Annotated in this window: 22 protein-coding genes and 1 tRNA gene; 9 read left to right on the top strand and 14 right to left on the bottom strand. The window is 52.9% G+C overall.

The genetic code is table 11. From position 1 onward, the window contains the following. Positions 1–39: 39 nt before the first annotated feature. The 7 genes from ACTUJZ_RS12550 to mutY all read right to left on the bottom strand — a co-directional run bounded on the left by ACTUJZ_RS12550 (position 40) and on the right by mutY (position 6,249). Positions 40–855 (bottom strand): DUF4198 domain-containing protein, encoded by an 816-nt coding sequence (locus ACTUJZ_RS12550; RefSeq protein WP_463636670.1) that lies wholly within the window; start codon positions 853–855, stop codon positions 40–42. Between the two features lie 229 nt (positions 856–1,084). Continuing rightward, positions 1,085–1,441 (bottom strand): hypothetical protein, encoded by a 357-nt coding sequence (locus ACTUJZ_RS12545; RefSeq protein ID WP_463636669.1) that lies wholly within the window; start codon positions 1,439–1,441, stop codon positions 1,085–1,087. Between the two features lie 458 nt (positions 1,442–1,899). Further along, positions 1,900–2,547 carry a hypothetical protein gene (locus tag ACTUJZ_RS12540; protein WP_463636668.1) on the bottom strand — a complete coding sequence of 216 codons (648 nt, stop codon included), beginning with the start codon at positions 2,545–2,547 and terminating at the stop codon, positions 1,900–1,902. Between the two features lie 234 nt (positions 2,548–2,781). Then, positions 2,782–4,185 (bottom strand): phospholipase D-like domain-containing protein, encoded by a 1,404-nt coding sequence (locus ACTUJZ_RS12535; protein WP_463636667.1) that lies wholly within the window; start codon positions 4,183–4,185, stop codon positions 2,782–2,784. A 499-nt stretch (positions 4,186–4,684) separates the two neighbouring features. After that, positions 4,685–4,760 (bottom strand) — tRNA-Phe (locus ACTUJZ_RS12530). 138 nt (positions 4,761–4,898) lie between these two features. Beyond that, entirely contained in the window at positions 4,899–5,171 is a 273-nt protein-coding gene (locus ACTUJZ_RS12525) for an oxidative damage protection protein (protein WP_463636666.1), read from the bottom strand. A 34-nt stretch (positions 5,172–5,205) separates the two neighbouring features. Beyond that, positions 5,206–6,249, bottom strand: coding sequence for an A/G-specific adenine glycosylase (gene mutY, locus ACTUJZ_RS12520; RefSeq protein WP_463636764.1), 1,044 nt, complete (start codon positions 6,247–6,249; stop codon positions 5,206–5,208). Positions 6,250–6,323: 74 nt separating this feature from the next. Between mutY and ACTUJZ_RS12515 the strand changes: the two genes are divergently transcribed. From ACTUJZ_RS12515 to ACTUJZ_RS12490, 6 genes are all read left to right on the top strand, one after another. After that, a complete protein-coding gene (locus tag ACTUJZ_RS12515; protein WP_463636665.1) occupies positions 6,324–7,022 on the top strand; it encodes an alpha/beta fold hydrolase in 699 nt (232 codons plus the stop codon). A 107-nt stretch (positions 7,023–7,129) separates the two neighbouring features. Further along, positions 7,130–7,849 (top strand): tRNA (guanosine(46)-N7)-methyltransferase TrmB, encoded by a 720-nt coding sequence (gene trmB / locus ACTUJZ_RS12510; protein WP_463636664.1) that lies wholly within the window; start codon positions 7,130–7,132, stop codon positions 7,847–7,849. Further along, positions 7,849–8,931, top strand: coding sequence for a methyltransferase (locus tag ACTUJZ_RS12505; protein WP_463636663.1), 1,083 nt, complete (start codon positions 7,849–7,851; stop codon positions 8,929–8,931). Before trmB ends, ACTUJZ_RS12505 begins: the two co-directional genes overlap by 1 nt. A gap of 123 nt (positions 8,932–9,054) precedes the next feature. Next, the gene (glgA, locus tag ACTUJZ_RS12500; RefSeq protein WP_463636662.1) at positions 9,055–10,488 is read left to right on the top strand and encodes a glycogen synthase GlgA; all 1,434 of its coding nucleotides are present in this window, start codon (positions 9,055–9,057) and stop codon (positions 10,486–10,488) included. Between the two features lie 147 nt (positions 10,489–10,635). Continuing rightward, entirely contained in the window at positions 10,636–11,022 is a 387-nt protein-coding gene (locus tag ACTUJZ_RS12495) for a BlaI/MecI/CopY family transcriptional regulator (RefSeq protein WP_463636661.1), read from the top strand. After that, positions 11,015–12,157, top strand: coding sequence for a M56 family metallopeptidase (locus tag ACTUJZ_RS12490; RefSeq protein ID WP_463636660.1), 1,143 nt, complete (start codon positions 11,015–11,017; stop codon positions 12,155–12,157). Before ACTUJZ_RS12495 ends, ACTUJZ_RS12490 begins: the two co-directional genes overlap by 8 nt. A 58-nt stretch (positions 12,158–12,215) precedes the next feature. Here ACTUJZ_RS12490 and ACTUJZ_RS12485 read toward each other — a convergent pair whose 3' ends face one another. Continuing rightward, positions 12,216–14,042: a DUF885 domain-containing protein gene (locus ACTUJZ_RS12485; protein ID WP_463636659.1), complete on the bottom strand. Its 1,827-nt coding sequence runs from the start codon at positions 14,040–14,042 to the stop codon at positions 12,216–12,218. A gap of 214 nt (positions 14,043–14,256) precedes the next feature. Between ACTUJZ_RS12485 and ACTUJZ_RS12480 the strand changes: the two genes are divergently transcribed. Together ACTUJZ_RS12480 and arcA are read left to right on the top strand one after the other, a co-directional pair. Then, positions 14,257–15,873: an ATP-binding protein gene (locus ACTUJZ_RS12480; RefSeq protein WP_463636658.1), complete on the top strand. Its 1,617-nt coding sequence runs from the start codon at positions 14,257–14,259 to the stop codon at positions 15,871–15,873. 165 nt (positions 15,874–16,038) lie between these two features. Beyond that, entirely contained in the window at positions 16,039–16,746 is a 708-nt protein-coding gene (arcA, locus tag ACTUJZ_RS12475; protein WP_463636657.1) for a two-component system response regulator ArcA, read from the top strand. Between the two features lie 68 nt (positions 16,747–16,814). On the opposite strand, the gene pmbA is transcribed toward arcA, so the two are convergent. Beyond that, entirely contained in the window at positions 16,815–18,146 is a 1,332-nt protein-coding gene (gene pmbA, locus ACTUJZ_RS12470) for a metalloprotease PmbA (protein ID WP_463636656.1), read from the bottom strand. 72 nt (positions 18,147–18,218) lie between these two features. Between pmbA and yjgA the strand changes: the two genes are divergently transcribed. Beyond that, the gene (yjgA, locus tag ACTUJZ_RS12465; RefSeq protein WP_463636655.1) at positions 18,219–18,770 is read left to right on the top strand and encodes a ribosome biogenesis factor YjgA; all 552 of its coding nucleotides are present in this window, start codon (positions 18,219–18,221) and stop codon (positions 18,768–18,770) included. 39 nt (positions 18,771–18,809) lie between these two features. On the opposite strand, the gene tldD is transcribed toward yjgA, so the two are convergent. From tldD to ACTUJZ_RS12440, 5 genes are read right to left on the bottom strand one after another with little or no spacing between them, the layout of a single operon-like run. Beyond that, complete coding sequence (gene tldD / locus ACTUJZ_RS12460; RefSeq protein ID WP_463636654.1) at positions 18,810–20,252, bottom strand: metalloprotease TldD; 1,443 nt, start codon at positions 20,250–20,252, stop codon at positions 18,810–18,812. Beyond that, positions 20,242–21,063: a carbon-nitrogen hydrolase family protein gene (locus tag ACTUJZ_RS12455; RefSeq protein WP_463636653.1), complete on the bottom strand. Its 822-nt coding sequence runs from the start codon at positions 21,061–21,063 to the stop codon at positions 20,242–20,244. The genes tldD and ACTUJZ_RS12455 overlap by 11 nt, the downstream gene beginning before the upstream one ends. Further along, on the bottom strand, positions 21,056–24,922 hold the full coding sequence (locus ACTUJZ_RS12450) for a YhdP family protein (RefSeq protein WP_463636652.1): 3,867 nt from the start codon (positions 24,920–24,922) through the stop codon (positions 21,056–21,058). The genes ACTUJZ_RS12455 and ACTUJZ_RS12450 overlap by 8 nt, the downstream gene beginning before the upstream one ends. Before the next feature lie 9 nt (positions 24,923–24,931). Next, the gene (rng, locus tag ACTUJZ_RS12445; protein ID WP_463636651.1) at positions 24,932–26,401 is read right to left on the bottom strand and encodes a ribonuclease G; all 1,470 of its coding nucleotides are present in this window, start codon (positions 26,399–26,401) and stop codon (positions 24,932–24,934) included. Then, positions 26,398–26,976, bottom strand: a complete 579-nt coding sequence (locus ACTUJZ_RS12440; protein WP_463636650.1) for a Maf family protein — start codon at positions 26,974–26,976, stop codon at positions 26,398–26,400. Before ACTUJZ_RS12440 ends, rng begins: the two co-directional genes overlap by 4 nt.

The raw sequence follows: 26,976 nt of genomic DNA, 5'->3' as shown, positions 1-26,976 counted from the left end.
ATGTGGATTGGATTGGGTACAAGCAACGTAATGGCTCTCCTAATGCCGCTGCATGGTGAGGCTGGCAAAATAGGTTTCATAGTCCGCTCGCGGGTTCCCCTGCAGCGGCACACCCCAGACAACAGTGAGTTTTACAGCCCCCTTGCCGGATAAAGCAAATGTAGCCATGCCGTCCTCGCCAGTATGAGCGGTTTGGGTTGTCGAGGCATCGGCGTCCATCATGATGGCATCCACCATTGCCGCGGGCAGCGGCTCGCCTTTAAATAAGACCTTAACAGCGAGTTTTTCTGAGCTGTTGGCATCGCCAGGATGGGTGGTTGGCACAATTTCCAGGGTATGGCCAATGGGCTGGGTAACATGCGCGGTGTGATTCTGGCCAACCTGAACAATGGTTTTGGCTTTGCGAGAATACAACTCGGTACCGGCTGTGTTAGTCAGGTTGTTGGCCTGCCGATGCTGCTGGATGGCTTTGAGCCCTTCTTCAGCAAGATACTGATTAAATTTTTCAGCCTCTAACTCGCTGACACTGTGATAACTTTCTAGCCCAATCACATAGCTGCCACTGTCCAACAGGCCGGTTTTTGCCGCGCCGGGCAGCATCCCTGAATACGGAATAACACCAGCTGCCAAATCCTGTACCCCATTTGCCGTGTAATTGCGCAAGGCCACAAGCTTGTCCCAGCGTAAATTCCAGTGCCCGGCCTCATCGTGATGGCCAATCTTGAATTGCAGTGCAACCGAAGCTGGCTGGTCATACTGAAATTTACCCGGCTCCAGCCAAAAATCGTGCGCTGAAGCCATTGGTGAGGCGGCCAAAAACGAGCCTAAACACAGTGCAAGTTTGATGTTTTTCAATATCCTGTCCTTATATTCTGCTGCTGCGCGCCCGCAGTGGATAGCATGACCAGCCCTGCGCAATTGTTTGTTGAAGGCTGGTCGAATGCATGTATTGTTGACATAAATACTGGCTAAATGCCAATCAGGATATTTTACTTTGGGCCAGGCTGAGTTCGCTCAGATATGAAATAGGCCCGCGTGTCAGACAGCGGGTCTTTGCGCAAAACCTTGACGTGGCTGGCTTGCGTTAATTTTTGGACACCACCTCTACCGGCCCGTGATTATCGCAATGGCCGTTGTGGGGATGATGCAGGTGGCCATCGACGATGTAGTCGGTATGATCACCATGAGGCACTGCCTCATGCCCGCAACCAGGGCCATGCACATGGTCGTCAGCATGTCCGTTGCACTGATGCCCGTTGGTGCACTTATCCGGATTGGTCGCATCGACGTCCAGCGAATGCTCATCCACATGATCACCGTGTACATGATGCAGGTGGCCATCGTGCACATAATCCACATGACCATCATGTTTTATCGCGGTATGCCCACAGCCAGGGCCATGCTGGTGGGGATGATTTTTATGTTGTTCACAATCGCTCATAATTCGACTCGCTCGTGTTCTCTGGCAAGGGTGATTCAAGTATTGGCAGTAATTGAGCGAAATGCAAAAAACCAACTTTTTCCCGCCAGCTACAAAACCGTGACTTGGTACAGGTGAATTGGAGAGGAAGAGCGACTAGGCTGGGTTTATGGATAAAACGATGATATTTGCCAGCATCGAAAGCGTGGTCTGAAGGAATAGTATTTTGTTTATAAAAGATAAAACACTCAGTACAGGCAGTTCAGCCCACTGTGTTAAACGCGCATTTGTGGCTGGGTGTGTTGTGGGTGCGTCCGCGGTGGTTTTGATTCGCCAATTGCTAGGGCTGCTTTTGGCTTTTTAAAAATTTTTTGCACTATTCAGCAAACCCTTTGCCACATGTTGCAGGCCGCACAGTGATGTTAAGGAGATTGCGGCCTGCACTGACGTAGGGATTTGGTCAGGTTGCGTCCACAGCCCTACGATTTTGTTGGAGCAAATGCTGCACGATATGTCCAAACCTGACTGCCAATCTGTTCAGCGCCATCCATAAACTGAACAGTTAGCTTGTCAAAGACTTTGATGTCTTGCTTATCACGCATTATCTGGTCGATTTGAGCGATGGTTTGTAAATCTGGCTCAGGGTATCCGCAACCATTTGTGCAGGATACGATGATCATATCTGTATCATTGAAATTCTGACTTTTTACCTTGTCCGCTGTAGCCGGGGTATCGCCCAGCATCGCGTCAAGTTCATGCGCATTGGGCATGTCACGCAAAAACGCCTCGAGCTTATCTACCGGCAAGCCAAAATAATTCGCAAAGTCGGCCTTATTGGTGTTGTAGGCTCTAATAACGTCTATTTCTGCATGCGCTTCTGGATTGGTCCAGGCCGGATATTCCCGAATTGATTTGAAACCTTCTGGTACTTCGCCACTGTAGGAATCTAAATATTGTTTTTCTGCATACAGATAAGTTTTTTCAGAAACACCAAGTTGCTTAGAGATATCAGAAATTCGCTGATATTTTGTTTTGATTTGCTCGCTTAGTTCAACACGGTCCACTTCTGTGGCAGCAGATGGCAGCGAAAAAAGCAGGGTAACCGGCAAGAGCAGTGATTTTTTCATGCTATTTACTTCCTTGTAGAATAGTTTTTTGAAAGATAACTGTACGCTGTCTAGCATTACGCGCTTAAAAGAAAAATGTCCAGTTAATTGCCGCAAGAACAAGCTGGTTTACTTGAGCATCACGTTATATTTGAAGGTTGTTGCTGGTGGAGGGTTTTTGTTGTTGAGTCATCTTAGATGACCAGCCTCATTCCGTTGAGGCGGTCTGATCAGATTCGATCATTGACAGGGTGATTACAAGGCTTGCCAGGTAGGCATATAGTCCTGAAGATCAATCATTGCAGCATTTCCTACATAGGGCACCGCTTCTAACTGATCCATAGAGTCGATTGGCCGGGCGCTGATAATATTTTCGGCAGCCCGTTTGTTCATGGCCGCATCAATATCCAATTGCTCCAATGACGCATCGTTAACAATATCTAAAACGACAGCGACTTCATCACCGGTAAAGGTCACACCTTCCCAGGTACCGCCCTGGTAAGTGGTGCCGGTACAATTTGGCTCATTGCCAGACAGACAGAAAGCCAGGTCAAAATGGCCTTTAAACTCTGCGGCGGTTTGCGCATCGTGAATAATCAGGATTGTCTCATCGTTGGTAAACGAGCCGGCCCCAGAGGCATTGTGCGAGCCTGTCAGCACCTTGTCATCCACGCGGATGTATTTGTGATGCCATTTGTCACCACCTGCAAGATGCGAAGCCACACGCATTTCAGCCGGCTGTGCCCAAGGATTGTTTGCTGCGCCTGTAAAACTATCCACTTCTTCAGTCCCGTCATCTTTGAGCACAACATTGCCCAGCATGTCCTGGAATTCGCTGTAATAGCGATAGAAAAAGCTGCTGTCACCAATTCCTCGCACTACCGCACCATTGTTGTTGGGCAATTCTGCAGCATCAGCAATATCCTGCGCTGAAATAACAAACTGCGCGATATCAATTTCCGTCAGTCCGGCGCTGACAAAATTTACAGTGGTATCAATTCCCGAGCCCTGATAATTGCTCGATGATTGAGGGGTAAACTGAACATCGATACGGATATTATCGTTGGTGGTATATACCGTAGTAAGGGCATGGTCAGGTTTGCTCAGACCGAACAGCGAGTTACTTTGCCCTCCCGGACCATCGCCCCACATCAGGTCCATCTGTGCACTTATTTCAGTAGCAAGCTCAATACTATCAATAATGAGAATATGATTGTCATTTCCATCAGAAACCAGGTTGCCCTGACTATCCAGGTCGCCATGAATACCTGACTGAGTAAAATTAGTGCTACCAGCCAGTACATGGCGGCCGTCCACCACTATTAGCTTGTTGTGCTGTAGCCCCGAGCCCGCTGAGCTGTCGGCAGTATCGTCAATAAAGGGAACGCCCCCGTTAGATAGAATGTTGTAGGCTTCAGCATTTTCAGCGCCAACATTGTCGTTATCAGTTATTACCCGCACCGCCACACCACGCTGTTTAGCAGCGACCATAGCATTGGCAATGCCTGGCAGATCCAAGTCGTACACTGCCACATCCAGGGTGTGTTGGGCCTGATTGATCAAATCAACGATTCTGGTTTCAAGATTTGCCTGGACCGCCGGCGAGTTAACCTGGGCGTTAAAGTAAACCTGGATATCATCGGCAAGCGCCGAGGGCACCAAGATGAAGCCAAGAGAGCATGCAATAACTGTGTTCTTGAAGGGAAAACGCAACATAAATGACCTTATTATCTTTGTAGGTAATAGACGCGCTGCGAGTACTAAGCAGCGGGGAGCGGGAACGTTATCTGAAGAATGTGACGAGCGTATGTCTGCCAGAAAATAGCTTTTTGGACGAAGCCGCAGACTGCTGAGTAGATTGCATCAGGGGCTAGCCTGAGCCCCCTAAACCAGAAAAGCCCCGCGAATGCGAGGCTTCTAAGAGTGCTGTCCAGTAACGGGGTTATAACGCGCCGGTTTGAGCTAGGTTTAGGCACCGACACGGCGGTAGTGTTCAACCGTCAGGATCAAAAAAACCCGCAAGTGCGAGGCTTCTAAGAATGGTGCCCAGAGGCGGGATCGTAACGCGCCCGCGTTATCCGGATCGCGGCACCCCCACGGTGTGTGACGATTAACCTTCAAGATCAAAAAAGCCCCGCAAATGCGAGGCTTCTAAGAATGGTGCCCAGAGGCGGGATCGAACCACCGACACGCGGATTTTCAATCCGCTGCTCTACCAACTGAGCTATCTGGGCTAAAACTGTTAGCGTGGTTGGCGTTGACTGCCTCCCTTGCTGTGGTGCGTATTAAACGGATTTTCGGCTTTCGAGTCAACACCTTTTTGAAAAAGTCTTACCGTTTGCACACTATCTAATCAAAACCGGCTTTTTTGCCTACTTTTCAGGCGGAACATAGCCTTCAATGGTAGGTTCCTGGCCTTCAAACAAAAACGCCACCATCTTTTCTTCTAAAAACTTGCGCGCTTCAGGCTGCATCATATTCAGTTTGTTTTCGTTGATCAGCATGGTTTGCTTTTTTTGCCACTCACCCCAGGCTTGTTTGGAGATGTTGTCGTAAATCCGTTTACCCAGCTCGCCCGGGTAGAGCTGAAAGTCCAGCCCTTCGGCTTCCTGGTTAAGATGCTGGCAAAAAACAGTTCTGCTCATAATAATACCCCTTGGGTGTATTGCGGTGTCGCGATTATAGCGACCGCTGTAATTGTTCAATAATCTTTTTAGTGGGTGCGGCCAGTCCAACTTCAATCGGCTGGTTCAAGGCAAACCAGCGCTGCTGCGTAGCCTTCCCTACCTGTGGTGTCTGCATCTTGCCATCAAAAACCACAAATGGCGAAATCTCCAGATGAAAATGACTGAAGGTATGCCGAAACGGGCTGAGCGCGTCGATCTGCACATCCGTTAAGCCTGCCTGCGCTGTCACGGCCTCTGCCGGCTGATCGGTTTCGATAAATCCGTACAGGCCGCCCCATAAGCCTTTGGCGGGGCGTTGTTGCAGCAGTACACTGTTGCCGGTCATAAATACCAGCATATTAGTGTGCCGGACCGGCAGGGTCTGTTTTGGTTTTTTGCCGGGAAAATCAGCCTGGCGGCCCTGGGCATACGCCAGGCAGCCGGCTTGTAGCGGGCAGCCATCGCAGTTGGGTTTGCTGCGCGTACACACCATCGCCCCCAGATCCATCATGGCCTGGGTATAGTTATCACAGCGCTGGGCCGGGGTGTGCTGTTCGGCCAGGTCCCACAAGGTGTTTTCCACCGGCTTTTTGCCCGGCCAGCCTTCCACCGCATAATAACGTGCCAGTACCCGTTTAACATTGCCATCCAAAATCGGGTGGCGCTGCTGGCAGGCCAGCGATAACACCGCGCCGGCGGTAGAGCGGCCAATGCCCGGCAAAGCCATGACCTCGTCCAGGGAAGTGGGAAAGACCCCATTATGCTGTTCTACCATCTGTTGCGCTGCTTTATGCAGATTTCGCGCGCGGGCGTAGTAGCCCAGGCCGGTCCAGTGATGCAGCACATCGTCCACCGGGGCGGCAGCCAGCGCCGCAATACTGTCGAAGCGCTGCATAAAAGCCTGATAGTAAGGGATCACAGTGGCAACCTGGGTTTGCTGCAACATAATTTCTGAGATCCAAACCCGGTATGGGCTGATATTTTGTTGCCACGGCAAATGTTTACGGCCGTGGGCATCGTACCAGGCAAGTACCCGGTCAGAAAAACTGGCTGTCATAAGGGCCATTGGTCGGTCAATACAGGACGCTATGGTATCATGCTGGCCGGCCTGTCAGGAATTACGGAGAGAATGTGACCACTACCCCAGTACTTTTTTTACCCGGTACCCTGTGTGATGAACGGGTATGGCTGCCGGTATGGCGCCAACTCAATCTGGCCCAGCGCCGTTATGTGCCGCTACAGTGGGCCACCAGCCTGGATGAGATGCTGGCATTAACCGATGATCGGGTGCTGCCGGATGAAAAGGTTCACCTGGTGGGCTATTCCATGGGTGGCTATATTGCCAGCTGCTGGGCCGCGCGCCATCCTGGGCAGGTGGCCTCGCTGACCTTAATCGGCTACAACCCGCAAGGCCTGGGTGTGGATGAAATCAAGCGTCGCAAGCAGTTGGTCACTATGATCCAGCAAGGCCAGTTTCAACCGGAAAACCCCAAGTATCTAAGCCGCTTTGTAATGCCGGACCATCCGCAGCATGCGGAGGTGACGCAAACCATAGTGGAGATGGGCAAAGATTTGGGTAAAGCCACCCTGTTGGCGCAAACCCAGGCCACCACACCGCGTGAAGACTGGGTGCCAGCTCTGCGCAAAGCGCCTTTTCGCACCCATATGGTAGCGGCCCAGCATGATCAGATTGCCCCATTTGCCCGCTTAAGTGCGGTGGCCGCCGAACTGGATCAGTGCACCCTGTACCCCATTGCAGATGCTGCACACATGCTATTGCTGGAACAACCTGATGAAGTGGCGGCTGCGCTGGCTCAGTGTTGGGAATAAAAAGGCCATAAGCGGCGTGCCCGACCCGGTGCGGGTTTTTATTGCAATGTCGCTTCCAGGCTGGATAATGCGCGCTCTATAGTTTTTTTGTGATATTGAGTGTGCCCATGGGTCAATATAAAAATCAGGCAGAAGCGGAAGCCGCCGGTGTTTACATCAGCAAGGTAAAAAGCTACGTCAAACGTGAAGGGCGGCTGACCCGTGGTCAGGCTCGCGCGCTGGAACAATTCTGGCCCACTATGGGCATCGAGTTTGCTGACCAGCCACTGGATCTTGCTGAGGTGTTTGGCCGTCGCGCGCCGGTAGTCATGGAAATTGGTTTTGGCATGGGTAAGTCACTGGTAGAGATGGCCGCCAATGCGCCTGATCATGATTTTATCGGCATTGAAGTACACCGCCCCGGTGTCGGCGCCTGTTTGCAGGAAGCCGGCGAGTTGGGCCTGACCAACCTGCGGGTAATGGAGCACGATGCGGTGGAAGTGATCAACAAGATGCTGCCTGAGCAAAGCCTGGCCCGCCTGCAATTGTATTTTCCTGATCCCTGGCACAAAAAACGCCACCACAAGCGCCGCATTGTGCAACCAGAATTTGCCCAGACAGTGCGTAGCCGGCTGGCCATTGGCGGCCATTTTCACATGGCTACCGACTGGGAAAATTATGCCGAGCATATGGCGGAAGTCATGAACCAGGCTGAAGGCTATAAAAATACCGCCAGCGACGGCGATTATGTGCCACGCCCGGATTATCGCCCTATCACCAAATTTGAAACCCGCGGCCAAAAACTGGGCCACGGCGTGTGGGATCTGATTTACGAGCGTACCGCCTGATGTTATCTACGCAAAGCCAATTATTAGAACGCAATCTGGATTTGTTTGAACAGGGTGACTGGCTGGTCATCAATCCGGCCGACGCCTATTTTGCTGATCTGGTCAGCCACCGGCAGATGGATTTTTTGCATCAGTATTTTGATGTTTTTGCTGAAAGTGCCAGGGTGATTCAAAGCCACACCTTCGACAGTCGTGATATTGTCAGCCATGCCACCGGCTTTGCGCTGGAACAACAGGTGTCTCGTCACCGGCATATCTTTGCCCCCTTTATCGATGCCTCGCGCAGCTATTCCCATGTGGTGATCTATCTGCCCAAGGCCAAGGCGCATCTGGCCATGTTGCTAAACCTGGCGGCCTCTGTACTACAGCCTGGTGGTCAGCTGATGGTGGTGGGTGAAAATAAAGGCGGTATCAAAAGTGCCGGCAAGCTGGCCGAAAAATATGGCCTGACCAACAAAGTGGACTCGGCCCGTCATTGCAGCCTGCTGTGTACCCAGGTGGCCGAACCGGTAGCCTTCGATATTAATCAATACCTGGATACCCGTACCTATCACACCGGCAATAACGAGTGGGATGTGGTTTCCCTGCCCGGTGTATTCAGCCACACCGAACTGGATACCGGCACCCGCCTGCTGCTGGATAAACTGCCCACCAGCCTGGCTGGCCATATCCTGGATTTTGCCTGCGGAGCGGGCGTGATTGCTGCCAGTTTACTCAAGCAATATCCGCATTTGAATCTGACCCTGTTGGATGTCAGTGCGCTGGCCCTGTACAGCGCCGCACATACCCTGGCAGAAAATGAGCAGCAAGGCAGTCTGGTGGCCGCCAACGGTTTGCACGGCGTGGATGCCAAATTTGATGTGATTGTCACCAACCCGCCGTTTCATACCGGCATCAAAACCGATTACACCATTACCAAACGCTTTATCAGTGATGCCAAGCGTAGCCTGGCCGGGCGTGGCGGGATGCACATGGTGGCCAATCGCTTTTTACCCTACCCGGGTTTGTTGGGTGAGCACTTTAATCAGGTGCGCACCATTGCCCAGACCAGCCAGTTTTCGGTGTATCACGCACTACCCTGATGGCTGTTTCTAAAACCCTGTGATAAGGTTAAAACAAGCTGTTTTTTAAGGCTGGTTGGCAGTGTACGCCAACGAACATTGCCCTTGCCTGTGTGGTACAAGCAAGTCATGGAGTGTTGCCAAGTGAATATTGTATTTGCGATATCGGAAGTGGAAGAACTGGTGAAAACCGGTGGTCTGGCTGATGTAGGAAAAGCCCTGTCGCTGGCATTACAGGATGCCGGCCATGATGTCACCATTGTAATGCCCTATTACAGTGCTATCGCCGAAGAACTGGATTTGGCCACCGCGGCCCCGCCGCAAACCCTGTTTGCCGAAAGTCAGGTATATCATTTTAATCTGCGTCAGCTGAGCTGGCATAACATCAATATTTTGTTTATTGATTATCCGGATTATTTTGACCGTTCTGGCTTATACAGCAACGCCTATGAAGCTTTTCCCGATAACGGCGAACGCTTTAGCTTTTTTTGCGGCGCCACCTTGATGGCCATTCAGGCGGTCGGCCTGAGCCCGGATATCATCCACTGCCATGACTGGCATACCGCCATGCTACCGTTTTTACTCAAACATGATAAAAGCGGTTATTTTGCCAATACCAAAACCGTTTTTACCATTCATAATGCGGCCTTTCAGGGGGTCAATCGCCTCGACGATATTCCGTATCTGCGCCACCATCCGGCTATCATGTCACTGGTGCACGGCGGCTATATCAATATGCTGCAAACCGGCATTGAATATGCCGACAAAATTACTACGGTCAGCCCTAATTATGCGCAGGAGCTGCTAACTAACCTTGGCAGCCATGGCCTGCATGACCGTCTGGTGACCCGCCAGCAGGATTTGCACGGAATTTTAAATGGCTGTGACTATAGCCAGTGGAACCCGGCCACCGACCGTTATCTGCCAGAAAATTACGATGTAGATAATCTGCATCCCAAGGCGCATTGCAAGCAGGCCCTGCAGCGCGAGAGCAAGCTGCCGGAACAGCCTCATGTGCCGGTTATCGGCATGGTGTGCCGGTTAACCGAGCAAAAAGGCTTTACCTACTTGCTACCGGTGTTAAATGACCTGATGGAGCACAATTTGCAGCTGGTGATTGTGGGTACCGGCGATCCCAGTGTGTGCATGGATTTGGATGAGTATGCACAAAATCATCCGGAACAATTTGCCTTTATCAATGGCTTTAGTACCCAGCATGCCCACCTGGTAGAAGCAGGTAGTGACTTTTTTCTGATGCCCTCGCAGTTTGAACCCTGCGGACTTAATCAGATGTACAGTCTGGCTTATGGCACAGTGCCGATTGTGCGTTCGGTGGGTGGCTTAAAAGACACTGTGTTCGATCCGCTCGATGGCAGTGACTCCGCTACTGGCTTTGTGTTTGATGATCCCACCCCGGCTGCGCTGCTTGCCTGTATCCGTCGGGCGCTGTTGTTTTATTATGAGCATCCGGACCGCTTTCGCGCGATGCAACAACGCGGCATGCGTACCCGGTTTACCTGGAAAGCTGCTGCTGATCATTATATTCAGCTGTACCAACACCTGATCAGCGATCACTGATCCAACCTGGCCATCTGGTGTCCTATCAGGTGGCCAGCGCTTTTTAATACCCCGCTGCTGTTTGATTAAAAAATAAACTTGTCTTTTTCGATTACAGGTGTAGTCTAAGTTTTAAGACTACAATTGTAATCAACACAAGGGCTGGTTATGTCTGCTGAAAAAAATGATATCTCTGATGCTGAATTTGATGTGCTGGATGTGCTGTGGGAGGACCATCCTGCCACTAGCCGGCAGTTGGTCGAACGCTTGCAGCAGCGCAAAGACTGGCATGAAAAAACCGTTAAGACTTTGCTTGGCCGGCTGGTCAAAAAAGGCGTGCTGGGCTTTGATAAGGACCAGCGCCAGTATCTGTACTACCCGCTGATTGCCCGTGAAGACTACACCAAAAAACAAACCTCGCACTTTGTCAGCCGCCTGTTTAAGGGCAAGATCGCGCCCATGGTGGCCGGCTTTGCCAACCAAAATCGTTTGTCACAACAGGATGTGGATGAGCTCAAGGCGCTGATTAAGCAGTGGGAGCGCAACGATGACTGAATGGCTTATCCAGCAGCAGGGGGTGCTGTCACTGGTCCTGGCGTATTTGCTTATCAGTGAAAAATTTCTGGCTGGAAGAATTCATGCGCACCGCGCTTATCAAGCCTGGATCCTCGTGCCATTGTGTTTGGCAATTCACAATCTGCCAGGTGTGTGGGCCAGCCTGCCACCCTTGCCCATCACCCGGTATACCGTGGGGCTGGCCCCGCAAATGGCCACCAGCCCGGCAGGGATCTTGTTTGGTGTTTGGCTGACCGGCGCACTGACCTTGTGCGCTTATGCGTTGTGGTACCACTGGCAGTTGCAGCAGCCTGGTGCGGACAAGCAAATCAGCAGTCCGATGCTGGTTGGTGTGCTGAGCCCGCGCATCATGCTGCCGGCTTCCTTTACCCGACACTATAGCCCGGCGCAGCAAGCACTGATCCTAGAGCACGAACATACTCATTTGCGCCACCGCGATCACTGGTGGAACGCGCTGGCATTGTGCCTGGCCGCGTTATTTTGGTTTAACCCGCTGGTATGGCTGGCGCTGCGCAGTTTTCGCCTGCAGCAAGAGCTGGCCTGTGATGCTGCGGTACTCACCGGCAAACCCCGCCAACAACACATTCTGTATGCCGAAGCGCTTGTGCAGTGTGCTCAGCATGCCTCTACCCACCCTACGCTTTATCCAACCCTAGGAGATAAAAGCACCATGATAAAAAGATTGAATCAGATTAACCGCCCTGCACGCAGTACGCGCGTGGCTATGTTGGCCACCGCGGTCGCCGCCTCGGTCCTAACGCTGAATACCGCGTTGGCCAAGCTGCCCGCCGAGCCGGAGGCTGGTAAAATTAATCAGGCGACCCCGGTCCAACGGGTCGATCCTATGTATCCTAAAGCTGCTGCTGATAAAGGCGTGGAAGGTTCGGTGGTATTGCAGTTTGATATTAGCCAGACTGGCAGCCCAGAAAATATCAAAGTGGTAAAATCCAACCCAGCCGGCGTGTTTGATGACAGTGCCAAAGCTGCGTTAGCCCAATGGGTGTACAAACCCCGGGTGGTAGGTGGCCAGGCCCAGCGCCAGCAAGCGTTGCTGGTCCAGTTAGACTTTTTACTGGGCCCGCCGGCACCTGAGCAAGCTGATAAGCAGTCGTAAGCAAAGCTTACAGCTGATGCCAAGCCGGGCTTGTTAGAGCCCGGCTTGTGTTGTTGGCCTACGCGGTCTGATAACTGGCAATCCAGCGCTGAATTTTTTGTTCCAGCACCGCCAGCGGCAGAGCGCCGGTACCCAGCACCTGTGCATGAAATGCTTTAATGTCGAATTTATCACCCAGAGTTTGTTCTGCCTGCTGACGCAATTCCTGAATTTTCAGTGCTCCCACTTTGTACGCCAGGGCTTGGGAAGGAATGGCAATATAGCGCTCTACCTCAGCCACCACCTCGGTACGGGTCATCCCTGAGTTTTCCAGCATAAAGTCGATGGCCTGTTCACGACTCCAGCCTTTGGCATGCAGACCGGTATCCACCACTAAACGCATGGCACGCAACTGCTCATCCTGCAAAGTACCATAGCGGTTCCACGGGTCAGCAAAAAAGCCCATTTCATAGCCTAAGGTTTCGGCATACAAGGCCCAGCCTTCCACATAGGCGGTGCTGCCGCCAAAGCGCATAAAGGCTGGCAGGGCTTCATTTTCCTGGGCCAGGCTGATTTGGAAATGATGGCCCGGCGCCCCTTCGTGCAAATACAGAGTGACATTGCCGGTCGTCAGGCGGCTGGGCAGGTCGTAGGCATTAAAATAAAAGGTGCCCGGCCGTGAACCATCCGGCGTGCCGCTTTGGTAAGAACCGCCGGCACTAAATTGCTCGATAGCCGGGTCGTACGGCTTTATCTCCAGCTCTGATTTGGGCAGCAGCGAAAAATACTCGCCGATCTTGGTATCTACTTCTTCGCCAATATCATAATAGGTCTGGGTCAGCGCTTCGCGGCTTTCGGGTTTGAACTGTGGCGCTACCCGAACATGATTAAAAAATTCATTGAGGGTGCCGTCAAAGCCCACTTCCTGCTGAATCTGTTGCATGCCCTGCTTGATGCGTTTCACCTCAGCCAGACCAAGATCATGCAAATAGTCTGGGGTCAGCGGTAAGGTAGTGGTTTGTTCTACCAGCTGCTGATACAGCTGGGCACCGCCTTTCATCTGGCTCAAGCCGATGGTGTCGCGGGCCACCGGCAAATATTCGTCGGCCAAAAAGGTGCGCATACGGCGGTTGGCCTGGTACAGCGCCTCGGTGACCGTGGCATATTCTTTGGTCAGGCGCGCCTGGTCGGAGGCACTGATGCTATCGGGGAACTGATTCAGTGGCTGCCATAACTGCGATTCTTTAACCGGGATCTGCAATTGATTATCCAGCTGCACAATCACCCGCTCAATGGTCAGTTTGGTTTCCAGAACACCACTGGCCATCCCTTCACGAAATTTTTCAATGGCCCGGTCACTGATGGCGATATAATCCTGATGACGCGACAGGTTATTTTCATAATCGGTCAGGGTGTTAAAGGGGGCAGCGCCTTTGCCACTGGCAAAGGTGGGGTAAAAGGTATGAAACCCGCTAAAGTGGTTAACCGGCCGGGTTTCGGTCAGCGCCACCATCTCATCGGTATAGTTGTTCAGAGCCTGACCTTGCTGGTAAGCAAACACATCGTAGGCCAGCTGATCCGTAGCCGACAGCGCACTGCGGTCTATTTTTTCCAGCTCAGCCAGATTTTTCTGGGTATTGGCCCGCGCGGTCTGAATATATTTGTCGGTAAAAAAATCGCCCAGGCGATCGGCATTGCGCATATCCCCGCGAAATAATGCTGAAATTGGATTGAGCGCCAAATATCGCTCATCAGCAGCCGCAAACACCGCAAATAATTGCTGGTGTGCGGTTTGCGCGCTGGCAGACTGCGTCTGACCGGCCACAGCAGAGGCTGGCAGCTCAGCAGCCATCACCGGCTGCATCAAGGCAGCACTACAAAAGATCACGGATTTCAATAGTTTCACAGGCACTCCTGGGCAATGTGAGAATAAGGATAGGTATTGATAGTAGCCGCTGGGCAGCAACGCGTCGATGGATTTACCCAGCGGTGCGCGCTTTGTTTGTAAACAGATATGTCTAAATGGCATGGCAAATAGCACCGCCGCTACTCAGGCTTTTCTTTTACTGATGCTTGGGTCAGTATAGAGGCGGTTTTGTTTTTGTCGTGCCCTATCGCCCATGAGCGCAGTTTCGCCCCGCTTTACAATTCGCAGCCTGTTTTTATGGGTGATTATGGCCATCGCCAGCATTACTCTGGCGCTGGCGGCCGGGCTGTCGATTTACCAGCAAATTACCACCTACCGCGAGGATTTGGACACCACCGTGGTGATGCTGGCTGATATGTTAAGCCAGCATGCCGAGGCTGATATTGCCGTCGGTGATATCACCGCTACCACCCAACGGCTGGCCAGCGTCAGCCAGGCCGATCTGGTTACTCATGTTCATGCCTACTGGTACGATCCAGACCAGGAGCTGACCTTTTTGGCCAGCTATAACCGCGAGGGAGAACCGGCCATTGGTAGCCAGGCGGGTATTCTAAATACGCTGCGTCAGCCACAGCTAAGCGATAACCGCATGGAAGTGGCCCGCCCGGTGATGTTTGAAGATAAATATGTGGGCTATATTTATCTGTCTGCGTCGGCAGCCAATTTTCACAATCTGGTGTGGCGTGCCGTATTGCTTAACCTGGCGGTATTAGTGGTGATGATGCTGCTGACCTTTTTGCTGGCCTGGCGCCTGCAGCATTTTCTGGTTGGCCCTATTACTGCGCTCAGTGAATTTGTGCAGGGTACTGCACGTAGCCGCGACTATGGCGCCCGCACACCGCCCTCAGGGGTGTATGAGCTCAATAATCTCAATGAAGCCATCAATGTGCTGCTGGCTCGCATCCAGGACACCCTACAGCGCCAGGCCGAGGCCGAAGCTGAACACCAAAAGCTCAATGCCAGCTTAGAAGAAATGGTACATCAGCGCACTCTGGCGCTCAAAGATGCCAATCTGGAGCTTATCCAAACCTTAGAAAAGCTGCATCAATACCAGCGCCAGCTGGTGGAAAACGAAAAGATGGCCTCACTGGGAGATATGGTGGCCGGAGTCGCTCATGAAGTGAACACCCCCATTGGCTTAGGCGTTACCGCATCGTCGATGATGCTGGATAATATCGAGGTGGTGCAGAAACATTTTCGTGAACGTACGTTAAAGGCCAGCGCGCTGGAGAAGTTTTTAACCGACAGCAGCGAAAATTTGAACATCATTTTTCGCAATCTGAACCGCGCCGCCGAGCTGATTTCCAGTTTTAAGCAGGTGGCGGTTGACCAAACCACAGAAACTCCGCGAACTTTTTGCGTTTCACAGCTGATTAATGAGATACTATTGTCTCTAAGACCGCAGCTGAAAAAACATCAGCATAATATCAATATCCATTGCGACCCCACCTTACATGTGACAACACAAGCAGGCCCGATCAATCAAATTTTGATCAACCTGATTGTCAATTCCGTAGTGCATGGCTTCGAGGGTGTCGAACATGGAACCATCGATATCACCGCACAGTTGGTGTCAGCCAGTAACCTGAAACTGGTGTATCGCGATAATGGTAATGGGATCCCGGAGGAAATACGCAAGCGTATTTTTGATCCGTTTGTTACAACCCGGCGCGGTCAGGGTGGGTCCGGCCTGGGCATGCATCTTGTTTATAACTTGGTGACCCAGGCACTAAATGGTTCTATCACACTTTCCAGCGAAGAAGGAAATGGGGTGGAATTTATGATTGTTTTTCCTGTCGAAACAGCATAGACCGGTGCGCCGGGAGATGACATCAGCGCCAGGACCTTGTAATTTTTTTACAAACCCTTATACCGAAGGTCAGGTTTTATTCGTATAAACTTGCAAACAAAGTGACGAAGAATAAACTTTAACCAGAATATTGCTTTAACCGATTGTAAAAGAGTGTGAAACACCATGCAGACGCCAAATGTATTAATTGTTGAAGATGAAGTGGTTACCCGTACCACCCTGAAAAGCTTGTTTGAAGCTGAAGGCTATAACGTTTTTGAAGCCGAAAATGGCGATCAGATGCATGACTTTTTCGAGAATCACTCCATCAATCTGGTCATCATGGACATCAATCTGCCAGGTAAGAATGGTTTGATTCTGGCCCGCGAAGTGCGCGACCGCAAAAATGTCGGCCTGATCTTCCTAACCGGCCGCGACAATGATGTCGACCGTATTCTGGGCCTGGAAATTGGTGCCGATGATTATCTGACTAAGCCATTTAATCCGCGCGAACTGACCATCCGTGCGCGCAATTTGTTGTCGCGTACCACCAATACCGCCGAAGACGATGATCTGCCAAGCCGGGTCAGCTTCAATGGCTGGACCTTAGATGGTGACAGCCGCTCGCTGATCAGCCCCAGTGGCAAAGAATTCCGCCTGCCACGCAGTGAATTTCGTGCGCTGCACCTGTTCTTGAGCAATCCGGGTAAGATTTTGACCCGTGAGCAGCTGATTATGGAAATGACCGGCCGTGAACTACGCCCCAATGACCGTACTGTGGATGTGACAATCCGCCGTATTCGTAAGCATTTTGAGTCTGAGCCTAGCGATGAAGAATTGATCGTTACTATTCACGGTGAAGGCTATCGCTTTTGCGGCTCGGTCGACAGTTAAGACAAGCGTGTGATACAAAAAACCCGGGCATGAACCCGGGCTTTTTATTGGCTGGCTGACAGTAACGCTTAGCTGCCGGCCACTTTCATATTATCAATCAGCACAGAGCCGGTTTGCACACCGCCGCGCTTGTCGCGCTCGCAGCCAATGGCGCGAATATTGGCAAACATATCTTTTAGATTGCCGGCGATGGTGATCTCATGCACTGGGTACTGGACCACGCCATTTTCGACCCAAAAACCGGCCGCGCCCCGAGAATAATCGCCGGTCACGATGCTCACGCCCTGGCCCATCAGCTCCGTCACCAGCAATCCGGTGCCCATTTCTTTAAGCAACTCACTGTCTGAATGACCGGTGTCGCCCACAATCCAGTTGTGAATGCCACCAGCATGGCCGGTAGAGCGGGTATTCATCTTACGCGCCGAGTAGGAAGTAAACAGATAATGAGCCAATTTTCCCTGCTCCACTACATCCAAATCTTTGGTGGCGACCCCTTCAGCATCAAAATTAGCACTGGCCAGGCCGGCTTTTAAATGCGGGCGCTCGGCGATGGTCAGCCACTCCGGAAACACCTGGTGGCCTAGTTTATCCAGTAAAAAGCTGGAACGCCGGTACAGGCTGCCGCCACTAATGGCGCCCACATAATGGCCAAACAGCGTCGCGGCCACTTCTTTGTCCAGCAACACTGGGACATTGGCGGTGTTGATCTTACGCGAGCCTAAGCGCGAGACAGTGTGCTCCGCCGCCTCACGACCAACCTCTGCGGCAGATTTTAGCTGGTCAGGCTGGCGGCTCATGGTGTAGGCATAGTCGCGCTGCATATCATCGCCTTCGGCGGCAATCGACATACAGCTTAAGCTGTAGCGGCTGCTGGGATAGCCGGTGTTAATACCATGAGTATTACCATACACACGCATGCCCAGGTTGGCGTTGTAGTTAGCACCATCGGAGTTAATCACCCGGCTGTCATAATCCAGTGCCGCAGTTTCGGCTTCGATGGCAATTTGCATGGCACGCTGCGGGTCCAGTTCCTGCGGATGATAAAGTTCCAGATCCGGAAACTCGGTGGCCATCAGATCGGCATCGGCCAGCCCGGTACATGGGTCTTCGCTGGTATAGCGGGCGATGTCGATGGCTTTTTCCACCGCTTGGGTCAGAGCCTGTTTGCTCAAATCGGCGGTGGAGGCGCTGCCTTTGTGCTTACCCACGTACACGCTGACACCCAGCCCGCCGTCGTTGGTAAACTCCACATTTTCCACTTCTTTCATGCGCGACGACACCGCAATGCCCTGTACTTTCGACATGCTGGCTTCGGCCTGGGTGGCCCCTTTTTGCTTGGCCAGTTGCAGAACATCGTCCACAACATTTTGAATCTCTGCGATTTGCTGTTCAATTTGCATAGTCAGTTTCGCTATCCCGGTGTTTGTGTGTCACAATTATCGATAATATCAGTGTAACACTTAGAGATACCAATGAGCGACCATAAGCCGCATTCCACTCCTGAATCTGTGTTTGATAATGATTACTACGATGAGCAGGCCGAGCCGCCCAGTAAATCCGAACTCAAACGCCAGTCTGCCGAGTTGCAGCAACTGGGTGAAACCATTGTGAATTTAACCCCGGCCCAGGTGGATATGATCCCGATGGACGACGATTTGGCCGAGGCGGTGCATCAGGCCCGGGCCATGAATCGCAAAAAAGAAGGCTTTCGCCGCCAGATTCAGTTTATTGGCAAGCTACTGCGCCAGCGCGATGTGGCGCCCATTCATGATGCCATGGCACGTATCACCCACCAGCATCAGCAGGCCAATGCAGCCTTTCATGCTGTTGAAAAAGCCCGGGATGCTATTTTGGCCAGCGGCGATAAGGCCATCGAACCGTTGCTGAGCAAATACCCGGAACTGGAACGCCAGCGTTTGCGCCAGCTTTATCGTCAGGCCAATAAAGAACAACAAAAAAATGGCCCACCCAAAGCGGCCCGCGAGTTGTTTCAATATTTAAAGCAGCATATTCACGAAGCATAAAAAAACCGGCCAGCAGGCCGGTTTTTTGTGTCTGGTCTATCAGGCGGTACCGCCGACAGTGAGCTCATCAATTTTTAAAGTAGGCTGTCCTACCCCGACCGGCACTGACTGGCCATCTTTGCCGCACACACCCACACCGCGATCCAGCGCCACATCGTTACCAATCATGGAAACTTTTTGCATCACCTCCGGGCCATTACCAATCAGGGTGGCTCCTTTAACCGGCGCGGTGATTTTGCCATTCTCAATCAGATAGGCTTCGGCACTGGAGAACACAAACTTGCCGGAGGTGATATCCACCTGGCCACCGGCAAAATTCGGGGCATAAATGCCTTTATCGATGGTGGCGATGATTTCCTGCGGATCATACTGTCCGGCCAGCATGTAGGTGTTGGTCATGCGTGGCATCGGCAAGTGCGCATAAGACTCGCGACGGCCGTTACCGGTGGGTTTGACGCCCATCAGGCGGGCATTCATCTTATCCTGCATATAGCCAGTCAGGATACCATCTTCGATCAACACATTCCGCTGGGTGGGGGTACCTTCATCATCCACCGACAATGAACCACGGCGCCCTTCTAAGGTGCCATCGTCCACCACGGTAACGCCCTTAGCCGCCACCCGCTGGCCCATCTTGCCACTGAAGGTCGATGCGCCCTTACGGTTAAAGTCGCCTTCCAGGCCATGGCCCACCGCTTCGTGCAGCAGCACGCCCGGCCAGCCGTTACCTAATACCACCGGCATGGTGCCGGCCGGCGAGGCCACTGCCTGCATATTGACCCGCGCCATGTGCAGCGCATCATCTGCCAGCTGCTCATAGGCCGGACGGCCATTGTCATCGGACTGGAAAAACTGATAGGTGTGACGGCCGCCGGCGCCGGCACTGCCGCGTTCACGGCGCTCACCCTGCTCCATCAATACCGAGCAGTTCAGCCGCACCAGCGGACGGATATCGGTGGCAAAGGTACCATCACTGGCAGCGATCAGCACTTCTTCATAGACCCCGGTAAGGCTCACCACCACCTGGTTGATATTGGGCTCTTGTTTGCGAACATAAGCATCCACCGCTTTAAGCAGTGCTACTTTTTCGGCTTCAGCCATACCCTGTAGCGGGTTATCGGCCTGATAGCGCTGCTGATAAGATTGCGCCTGCAGCCCTTTCACTTCTGTGGTGCCACCAGCTGGCGCAATAGTACGTGCTGCCTGGCAAGCTTTGGTTAATGCTTCAGGGCTGATTTCGTCGGAGTAGGCAAAGCCGGTTTTTTCACCGCTGATGGCACGCACACCCACACCGCGTTCGATGTTGTAGCTGCCTTCTTTGATGATCCCGTCTTCCAGCACCCAGCTTTCATGCTGGCTGGCCTGAAAATAAAAATCAGCGTAATCCGTCGCGTGGCTGTGAATATGACCCAGCGCTTTTTCCAGCGCGGCCTGATCCAATCCCGAATCGGTCAGTAAATGGCTTACAACGTTATTTGACAAAATCGCTCCTGAATTGGTTATGTTGGCTTACCGGCATCTTTAATTTTAGCTCGGCTCGGTCGTGCAGGGAAATTTTTGCCTGTGCCAAACCGATTTCGGTGGACAATTCGGCCAGCGTATCGCCCCAGGGTGAGTAAATCACACTGTGACCAAAGGTCTGACGGCCGTTGGCATGTTCACCGGTTTGATTGGCCGCCACCACAAAGCATTGCTTTTCGATGGCCCGGGCCCGTACCAGAGTGTGCCAGTGGGCTGTACCGGTGACCTGAGTAAAGGCCGCCGGCAGCACCAGAATATCAATGTCGCCCATGGCTTCAAATAAGCCGGGAAAGCGTACATCATAACATACTGCCAGGCCGATGCGCCCAATCGGCGTATCACACACCACCACCCGGCTGCCCGGCTGGGTATAGGTGGACTCCTGATAACTGCCGGTATTGTCATTCACGCTGACATCAAACAGATGAATTTTTTGATATTCATCAATGACCTGGCCGTCGGGCCCCACCAGCAGGCAGGACGCGGTAAATTTATCCGGGCTGTCCCCGGTCAATGGAAACGTGCCGGTAACCAGATACACACCAAAGCGTTTGGCCAGCGTTTGCATCGCCTGGCCGATTTCACCGTCGAAACGCGGCTCGGCCACTTCCAATAAGGCTTTATCGCGGGTACCAAAACGCGCAAAACACTCTGGCAATACCACCAGGGTCGGTTCCTGGGTATCCAGATGCGCCAGCTGGTCTTCTACAAATGCCAGATTTGCCTTGATATCCGGCTCGCTGGTCATTTGCACGGCTACCAGATTAACCATCCTGCACCTCCAGTTGTAAGCGTTGTAAGTCGGGTTCTGACAATGGCGGGTTGTCATCGTCAGTCTGCCGCGCCGGCAAGGTCACTTCTTTGGAGTTGCGCCCAACCTCGGTAAATTGCGGCTCACTCCAGGTACCGGTCACTTTATAGTTTACATTGGAGATCACTTTGGCCGAGGTCAAGACCTGATCCAGCGCCAGCGCGGCCAGGGCGGTGGGCGGCGAGGCTAAAAAGTATACCAGCACCGGCAGGTTACCGGTCACATTAGGGGTAAACGACACCGCATAATTAAGTTCCTGGGCGGCCAGGTCAGTATAGCCATTGATGGTGATCTCACCAGCGCCGCCGTCAATCACCGTATCGCGGGTACTGGCCACACCCTGGGTAAGCTGCAGCGAGCCGCTCATATCATCGTAAAAAAAGCCTTTGGCAAACACATCGCGAAAATCCAGGCTGAGCTTGCGCACCAGTGAGTTGAGGCTAAACAGGGTGAAAATGCGGGAGCCCTGGTCGCTGAGTTCACTTAAATAGCCGTCGGTCAGGCGCCAGTTGATGTTGCCGTTGAGTGCTCCGGCGGCAAAATCCATCGGTGAGTCGGGCCAGCTAATATCAAACTCGATACTGGCCGCAGAATCTTTGATGCCGGAGTTGACCGCAAAATCATCGAGCAGGCGGCCGATATCCTGACTTTTTACCGTGCCGGTGAGCCGGGTCTGGCTTTGCTCCGCCAGCCAGTCACCCTGAATATCAATCTGGCTATACGGCGTTTGTGCGCGCAGCTGACGGATGGCCATGCCCTGCTCTGAGCGGCGGATATCAGCGGTCACCTGACCCAGATGTTTGCCCAGGACACTGCACTCATCGCACTCAAAATAAATGGGTGGCAGACGCGCCGGATCCCACTGATGGTCCGGACTGGCCTCGGTGGCCTGCCAGTCAGCAAAATTAATATAGTCCGCGTCAATCTCTATTCCGCGGGCCAAAAAGGCATCATAAATATTAATGCGGGCGCGAGCTTGTTTGGCGTCCAAATCCACCAGCCAGTCACGATTTTGGTATTTGGCGGTAATGGCCACATCGGTCAGCGACTGTCCAGCCACCACCAGGTTGTCGGTATTGACAAATATCCGTTCGGGCACCGAAAACAGCGGTTTAGCGGGTTTATCGCCTGTGTCGGTCTTACCAGTACCGGCTACCAGCAATTCAATAACCTTGTACCAGTCGGTGATGTTCACCAGGGGCAGTGCAGCCGATACACTAAAGCCAATGCCAGTACCGCTGAAATCACTGTCGCCCAGCGCCAGGTGAGCACGGGAAAACTGCATCTCCTGATGGGGCAGAATGCCTTCAAAGGTCACCTCATCCCCCAGCATGGCCTGGATAGCCGACGCCTGCTGGTCGCCACGGCTGGTCACCGCCAGGCGTTTAACACTGTCACTGTCTTTGCTCAGCGGGCTGGGCAGGCTGGCACTGACGCCTTGTAAAGTCGAAGTAACACTGGCGGTGTAGTTAAAGCCCTGCTCAGGCAGGGCCAAGGCGACATTGGCCTGCCACGGAGTGGCCCCCTCCACATAACGGGAAAACTCCGGGTTCACCCGGGCCAGCAGTGGCGCCAGTTGCCAGTCACCTTGCGCGCCGATATCGACCTGATAACCGTCCTGTCCCTGGCCGCCGGTCAGCGCCACCGTTAGCGGCTGGGCTAGCCAGTCAGCCTGCAGCTGGCCATCAATATTGGCATTGCGAAAATCGACTTCACCGCTGACATTCTTCAGCTGCATGCCCAGCCGTCGTACCTCGACAGCAGCCTCGTTGAGAGTGGCAGTACCGCTGGCCACCACCGCCGGACTATTCAACGGTATCGCCAGGTTCAAATTGGCTTTGAGCGGCCCGCTTAACACCACTTCGTTGGTAAACAGGTTGCCCAGCGAGTCAGCCAGCGAACTTTGCTGCATCAGGCTGGCCAACTGGGCGCCATTACCCTGGCCGGCCGCGTCAATGGTTAAAGTGGCATCAGGCGATAAGGTCGGTAGGCTGGCCTGCATACTGTGCACTGTCACCGCATCCAGCCGGGCCTGTTCACTGACCATGTGCAGACCGTTATTGGTAAACTGTAAGGCCAGATCCAGCTCGGTCAGCGCTGGCCATTGCGACGAGAATAAAAACTCAGCGTCCTGCAACTCGGTAAAAGCCTGGAATACCCCCTGATTTTGGCTAAACGGAAAATCAGCAAATTGGCCGGACCATAACACCCGGGTATTGGTCAGCGTGCCCGGTCCCACCAGAGCTTGTTTCAAATAGGCGTAAGTTTGTTCGCCCATCAGGCGCGTGGGTAATAATTGGCGAGCCTGGCTGATGGGCATATCGTCCACCTGCATCGCCAGCTGCATGGCTTTATCGGTCAGATTCAGCTGCAGGCTTTGGGTCAGACTGAAAGCATCAGTCTGGGCTATCAGATCCTGATAACTTAGCATCCAATGCGCTGGTGTATCCTGGCCTGGCGCGGCCTGCTGATAAATATAGGCATCGGCTTTCAGCCGCTTGAGGGTAAGATCATCGGCCAGAGTCTGATCGCTGTAAATGTGTGCCTCATTAGCGCGCACATTGACTCTGCCATGATCATGAAACCAAACTACATCCATATCCAGCGCATCAATGCCCGGCAGCGTTGCAGTTTGTTGCCAGCTGACATTAATCAGCTTGGCTGCCAGGGCGGCGCCCTGCTCAGACAGTTGCAGCTGCAAAGTGGCCAGCTCGCCGGTAGGATTGAGCTGGCGCACATCATCATCGGCGGTGTCGTCGGTGAACAGCGGCAACAGTACCAAAAACGGGTTCACCGGTGCCGGTTTGATGGTGTTGATAATTAACTGCTGCTGACCATCATAATGGCCAACCACATCAGTCACCAGTTGCTGATCATTGGAGACGACTTCCAGGCCATCCACCCGAAAATTCCAGCCTTGCTGATGCGGCAGCGCCTGAATATTGCCGCCACGGATGGCGGTACTGACTGTGACCGAGTCCTGCCCGCCCCACACCAGCTTGCTGTCATGCAGGCGGGTAAATAACGCGCTAAATTCACTTTTTTCAATCTGTGCCCACAACTCTATATTGGCGCGGCTTTCCTGCAACGGCCGGTGGGTCTGCAGCAAGCCACTAACATAAGGTGAGATATCCAAATCTTCGGCACGGGCATACAACAGCCCGGTCAGATTGTTTTTGTCACCAACCAGGTTGATGGCGAACGAGGCGGAGTTACTGGCCAGTTCGCGCACTCGGACCAGCCCCTCGCCTTGATGGTCGCGGCCCTGATTCAGCCAGTCCAGCGCTGTCAGCTCGATGATCTGATGGCCCTCCTCACTGGAAAGTATAACCACGCCATCGCGCAGCGAAAAACGCTGCAATTGCTCTAAAAACAGGGTTTGCAGAGCATCAACCACTGGAAAGCGGCTGGCCTGATCATTGCCGCCCAGGCGGGTGGTATCCAGGCGTAAGGTCAGGCCATTCAAGTTAAATTGATTAGACGCCAGCTGGCCGCTGCGCAGAGATGCCCAAAAATCCAGTTCCACATCAATTTTGTTGATGTCCAGGCCCACCGGCGAGGAAGCATTCTGGGCCAGGCTGACATTATCGAGTACTAAGGTAGGGCCCTGGCGTTGCCAGTCGGCGGCCAGCGCACCAATGGTCAGCTCCACCCCATAACGCTTGCTGATATAGTCTTCGACCAGCGCTTTGTTATCATCCAGATGTGGCAAGGCATAGCGCAAGACACTGAGCACTACTGCAAATAACACCAAAACCACCGCCAGCACCAGCCACAGCTTTTTTACAGCCCAGCCCGCCAGCTCGATTGCTCTTCCCACGCGATCCTTTTACATCATCACAACGTCGTATTTATCCTGGTTGTACAGGGGCTCGGTTTGCACCTTAATTTGTTTAGAGACAAACACTTCCAGCTCTGCCAGCATGTGCGATTCTTCAGTCAACAGGGCATCGGTAACCGACGGCGAGGCATACACCACAAATTTGTCGGCAGCATAGGCGCGGTTGACCCGCACAATCTCCCGCATGATCTCAAAACAGATGGTTTCGATGGTCTTAACCGTGCCGCGCCCTTTGCATACCGGGCAGTCGCCACAAAGCACATGCTCTAAACTTTCACGGGTGCGCTTGCGGGTCATTTCAATCAGCCCCAGCGCGGTAAATCCGTGAATATTGATCTTGGCGCGGTCTTTACTGGTAGCCCCTTCCAGACTATGTAAGACACGTCGTTTATGGTCGGGTTCCGTCATATCGATGAAATCAATCAGGATCATACCACCCAAATTGCGCAGGCGTAGCTGCCGGGCGATGGCCAGAGTTGCCTCGATATTGGTATTAAAAATGGTTTCTTCCAGATTACGGTGGCCAACAAAGGCCCCGGTATTGATGTCGATGGTGGTCATGGCTTCGGTCTGGTCGATGATCAGATAGCCACCGGATTTTAGATCTACGCGGCGCTCCAGCGCACGCTGCACCTCGTTTTCCACATCATACAAATCAAAGATGGGGCGGTCACCGCGATAATAATCCAGTTTGGTGCTCAGCTCCGGCACATATTCTTTGGTGAATTCCACCAGCTCCTGATACGACAGCTTGGAGTCGATGCGAATACGGTCCAGCTCGGTGCCCACAAAATCCCGCAGCACCCGGCGGGCCAGCGGCAAGTCTTCATACAATACATTGGATTTTTTCTTTTTCATGCGCTGCTGGATTTTATTCCATAAGCGGCGCAAAAAAGCCGCATCCTGCGACAATTCGGTTTTGCTCACCCCTTCGGCTGCAGTACGCAAAATAAAGCCGCCATCGCCATCACAAAATTCTTCCATCAGGGTTTTGAGACGCTCGCGTTCGCTGTCATCCTCAATACGCTGCGACACCCCCACATGGGTGACACTGGGCATAAATACCAGATAGCGCGACGGGATGGTGATGTCGGTGGTCAGGCGCGCACCCTTGGTGCCGATGGGATCTTTGACCACCTGCACCACTATTTCCTGGCCATCGCGCACCAGCTCGCGAATATCTTTTTGTTGCTGCATCTGGCTGGCACTGACCTCGCCTTCAATTTCGCTGTGCAGCACAATGTCAGAGGCATGCAAAAAGGCCGCTTTTTCCAGCCCGATATCCACAAATGCAGCTTGCATGCCTGGCAGCACCCGGCTGACCTTGCCGCGGTACATATTGCCCACCAGGCCTTTTTTGGTGTGCCGCTCCACATGGATTTCCTGCAAAATCCCATTTTCAATCAGCGCCACCCGCGATTCTGACGGGGTCACATTGATCAGCAACTCAGCACTCATGCATGCACCCCAAATTCATTCAATAAACAGCGAGTTTCATACATGGGCAGGCCAATCACCGCACTGACACTGCCATGTACAGAGCGCACAAACTGGCCGCCACGGCCCTGGATGGCATAACTGCCGGCTTTGTCCTGTGGCTCGCCGCTGGCCCAATATGCCTCGATATCGTCATCGGTTAATGGCGCAAAGTGTACCTGGGTGGTGATGGTGCGGGTATGCTGCTTGTGCTGGTTGAGCACACAAATGCTGGTGAGTACTTCATGCTGATTGTTGGACAACGCCCGTAGCATGGCCACACAATCATCTTTGTTAGCGGGTTTGCCTAAACTTTGGCCGTGAAAGGCAATCAGGGTATCGGATGCCAGCACCACGGTATCGGCCTGTTCGTCGGCAGACAGCCGGGCAAAGGCAGCCTGGGCTTTTTGCAAAGCCAGCCGGCATACCTGATCCTGGGGTGTTTCATCGGCCAGGGCCGACTCATCGATATCCACCGCCTGCTGGCGGTGGGCAAAGCCCATCTGGGTAAGCAGCGCGGTGCGGCGCGGGGATGCAGATGCAAGCAGTAAATTCAT

Source organism: Alteromonas sp. WD8-37, from assembly GCF_055326825.1.
Note: the sequence above shows the minus strand (reverse complement) of the source record. Positions and strands in the feature narration are given on the sequence as shown.

What these genes read in the sequence shown, in the direction of transcription:
- ACTUJZ_RS12545 (WP_463636669.1), bottom strand. Translation starts at nt 1,441, where the DNA reads ATGAGCGATTGTGAACAACATAAAAATCATCCCCACCAGCATGGCCCT.
- ACTUJZ_RS12540 (WP_463636668.1), bottom strand. Translation starts at nt 2,547, where the DNA reads ATGAAAAAATCACTGCTCTTGCCGGTTACCCTGCTTTTTTCGCTGCCA.
- ACTUJZ_RS12525 (WP_463636666.1), bottom strand. Translation starts at nt 5,171, where the DNA reads ATGAGCAGAACTGTTTTTTGCCAGCATCTTAACCAGGAAGCCGAAGGG.
- mutY (WP_463636764.1), bottom strand. Translation starts at nt 6,249, where the DNA reads ATGACAGCCAGTTTTTCTGACCGGGTACTTGCCTGGTACGATGCCCAC.
- trmB (WP_463636664.1), top strand. Translation starts at nt 7,130, where the DNA reads ATGGGTCAATATAAAAATCAGGCAGAAGCGGAAGCCGCCGGTGTTTAC.
- ACTUJZ_RS12505 (WP_463636663.1), top strand. Translation starts at nt 7,849, where the DNA reads ATGTTATCTACGCAAAGCCAATTATTAGAACGCAATCTGGATTTGTTT.
- ACTUJZ_RS12495 (WP_463636661.1), top strand. Translation starts at nt 10,636, where the DNA reads ATGTCTGCTGAAAAAAATGATATCTCTGATGCTGAATTTGATGTGCTG.
- ACTUJZ_RS12490 (WP_463636660.1), top strand. Translation starts at nt 11,015, where the DNA reads ATGACTGAATGGCTTATCCAGCAGCAGGGGGTGCTGTCACTGGTCCTG.
- ACTUJZ_RS12480 (WP_463636658.1), top strand. Translation starts at nt 14,257, where the DNA reads ATGAGCGCAGTTTCGCCCCGCTTTACAATTCGCAGCCTGTTTTTATGG.
- arcA (WP_463636657.1), top strand. Translation starts at nt 16,039, where the DNA reads ATGCAGACGCCAAATGTATTAATTGTTGAAGATGAAGTGGTTACCCGT.
- pmbA (WP_463636656.1), bottom strand. Translation starts at nt 18,146, where the DNA reads ATGCAAATTGAACAGCAAATCGCAGAGATTCAAAATGTTGTGGACGAT.
- yjgA (WP_463636655.1), top strand. Translation starts at nt 18,219, where the DNA reads ATGAGCGACCATAAGCCGCATTCCACTCCTGAATCTGTGTTTGATAAT.
- ACTUJZ_RS12455 (WP_463636653.1), bottom strand. Translation starts at nt 21,063, where the DNA reads ATGGTTAATCTGGTAGCCGTGCAAATGACCAGCGAGCCGGATATCAAG.
- rng (WP_463636651.1), bottom strand. Translation starts at nt 26,401, where the DNA reads ATGAGTGCTGAGTTGCTGATCAATGTGACCCCGTCAGAATCGCGGGTG.
- ACTUJZ_RS12440 (WP_463636650.1), bottom strand. Translation starts at nt 26,976, where the DNA reads ATGAATTTACTGCTTGCATCTGCATCCCCGCGCCGCACCGCGCTGCTT.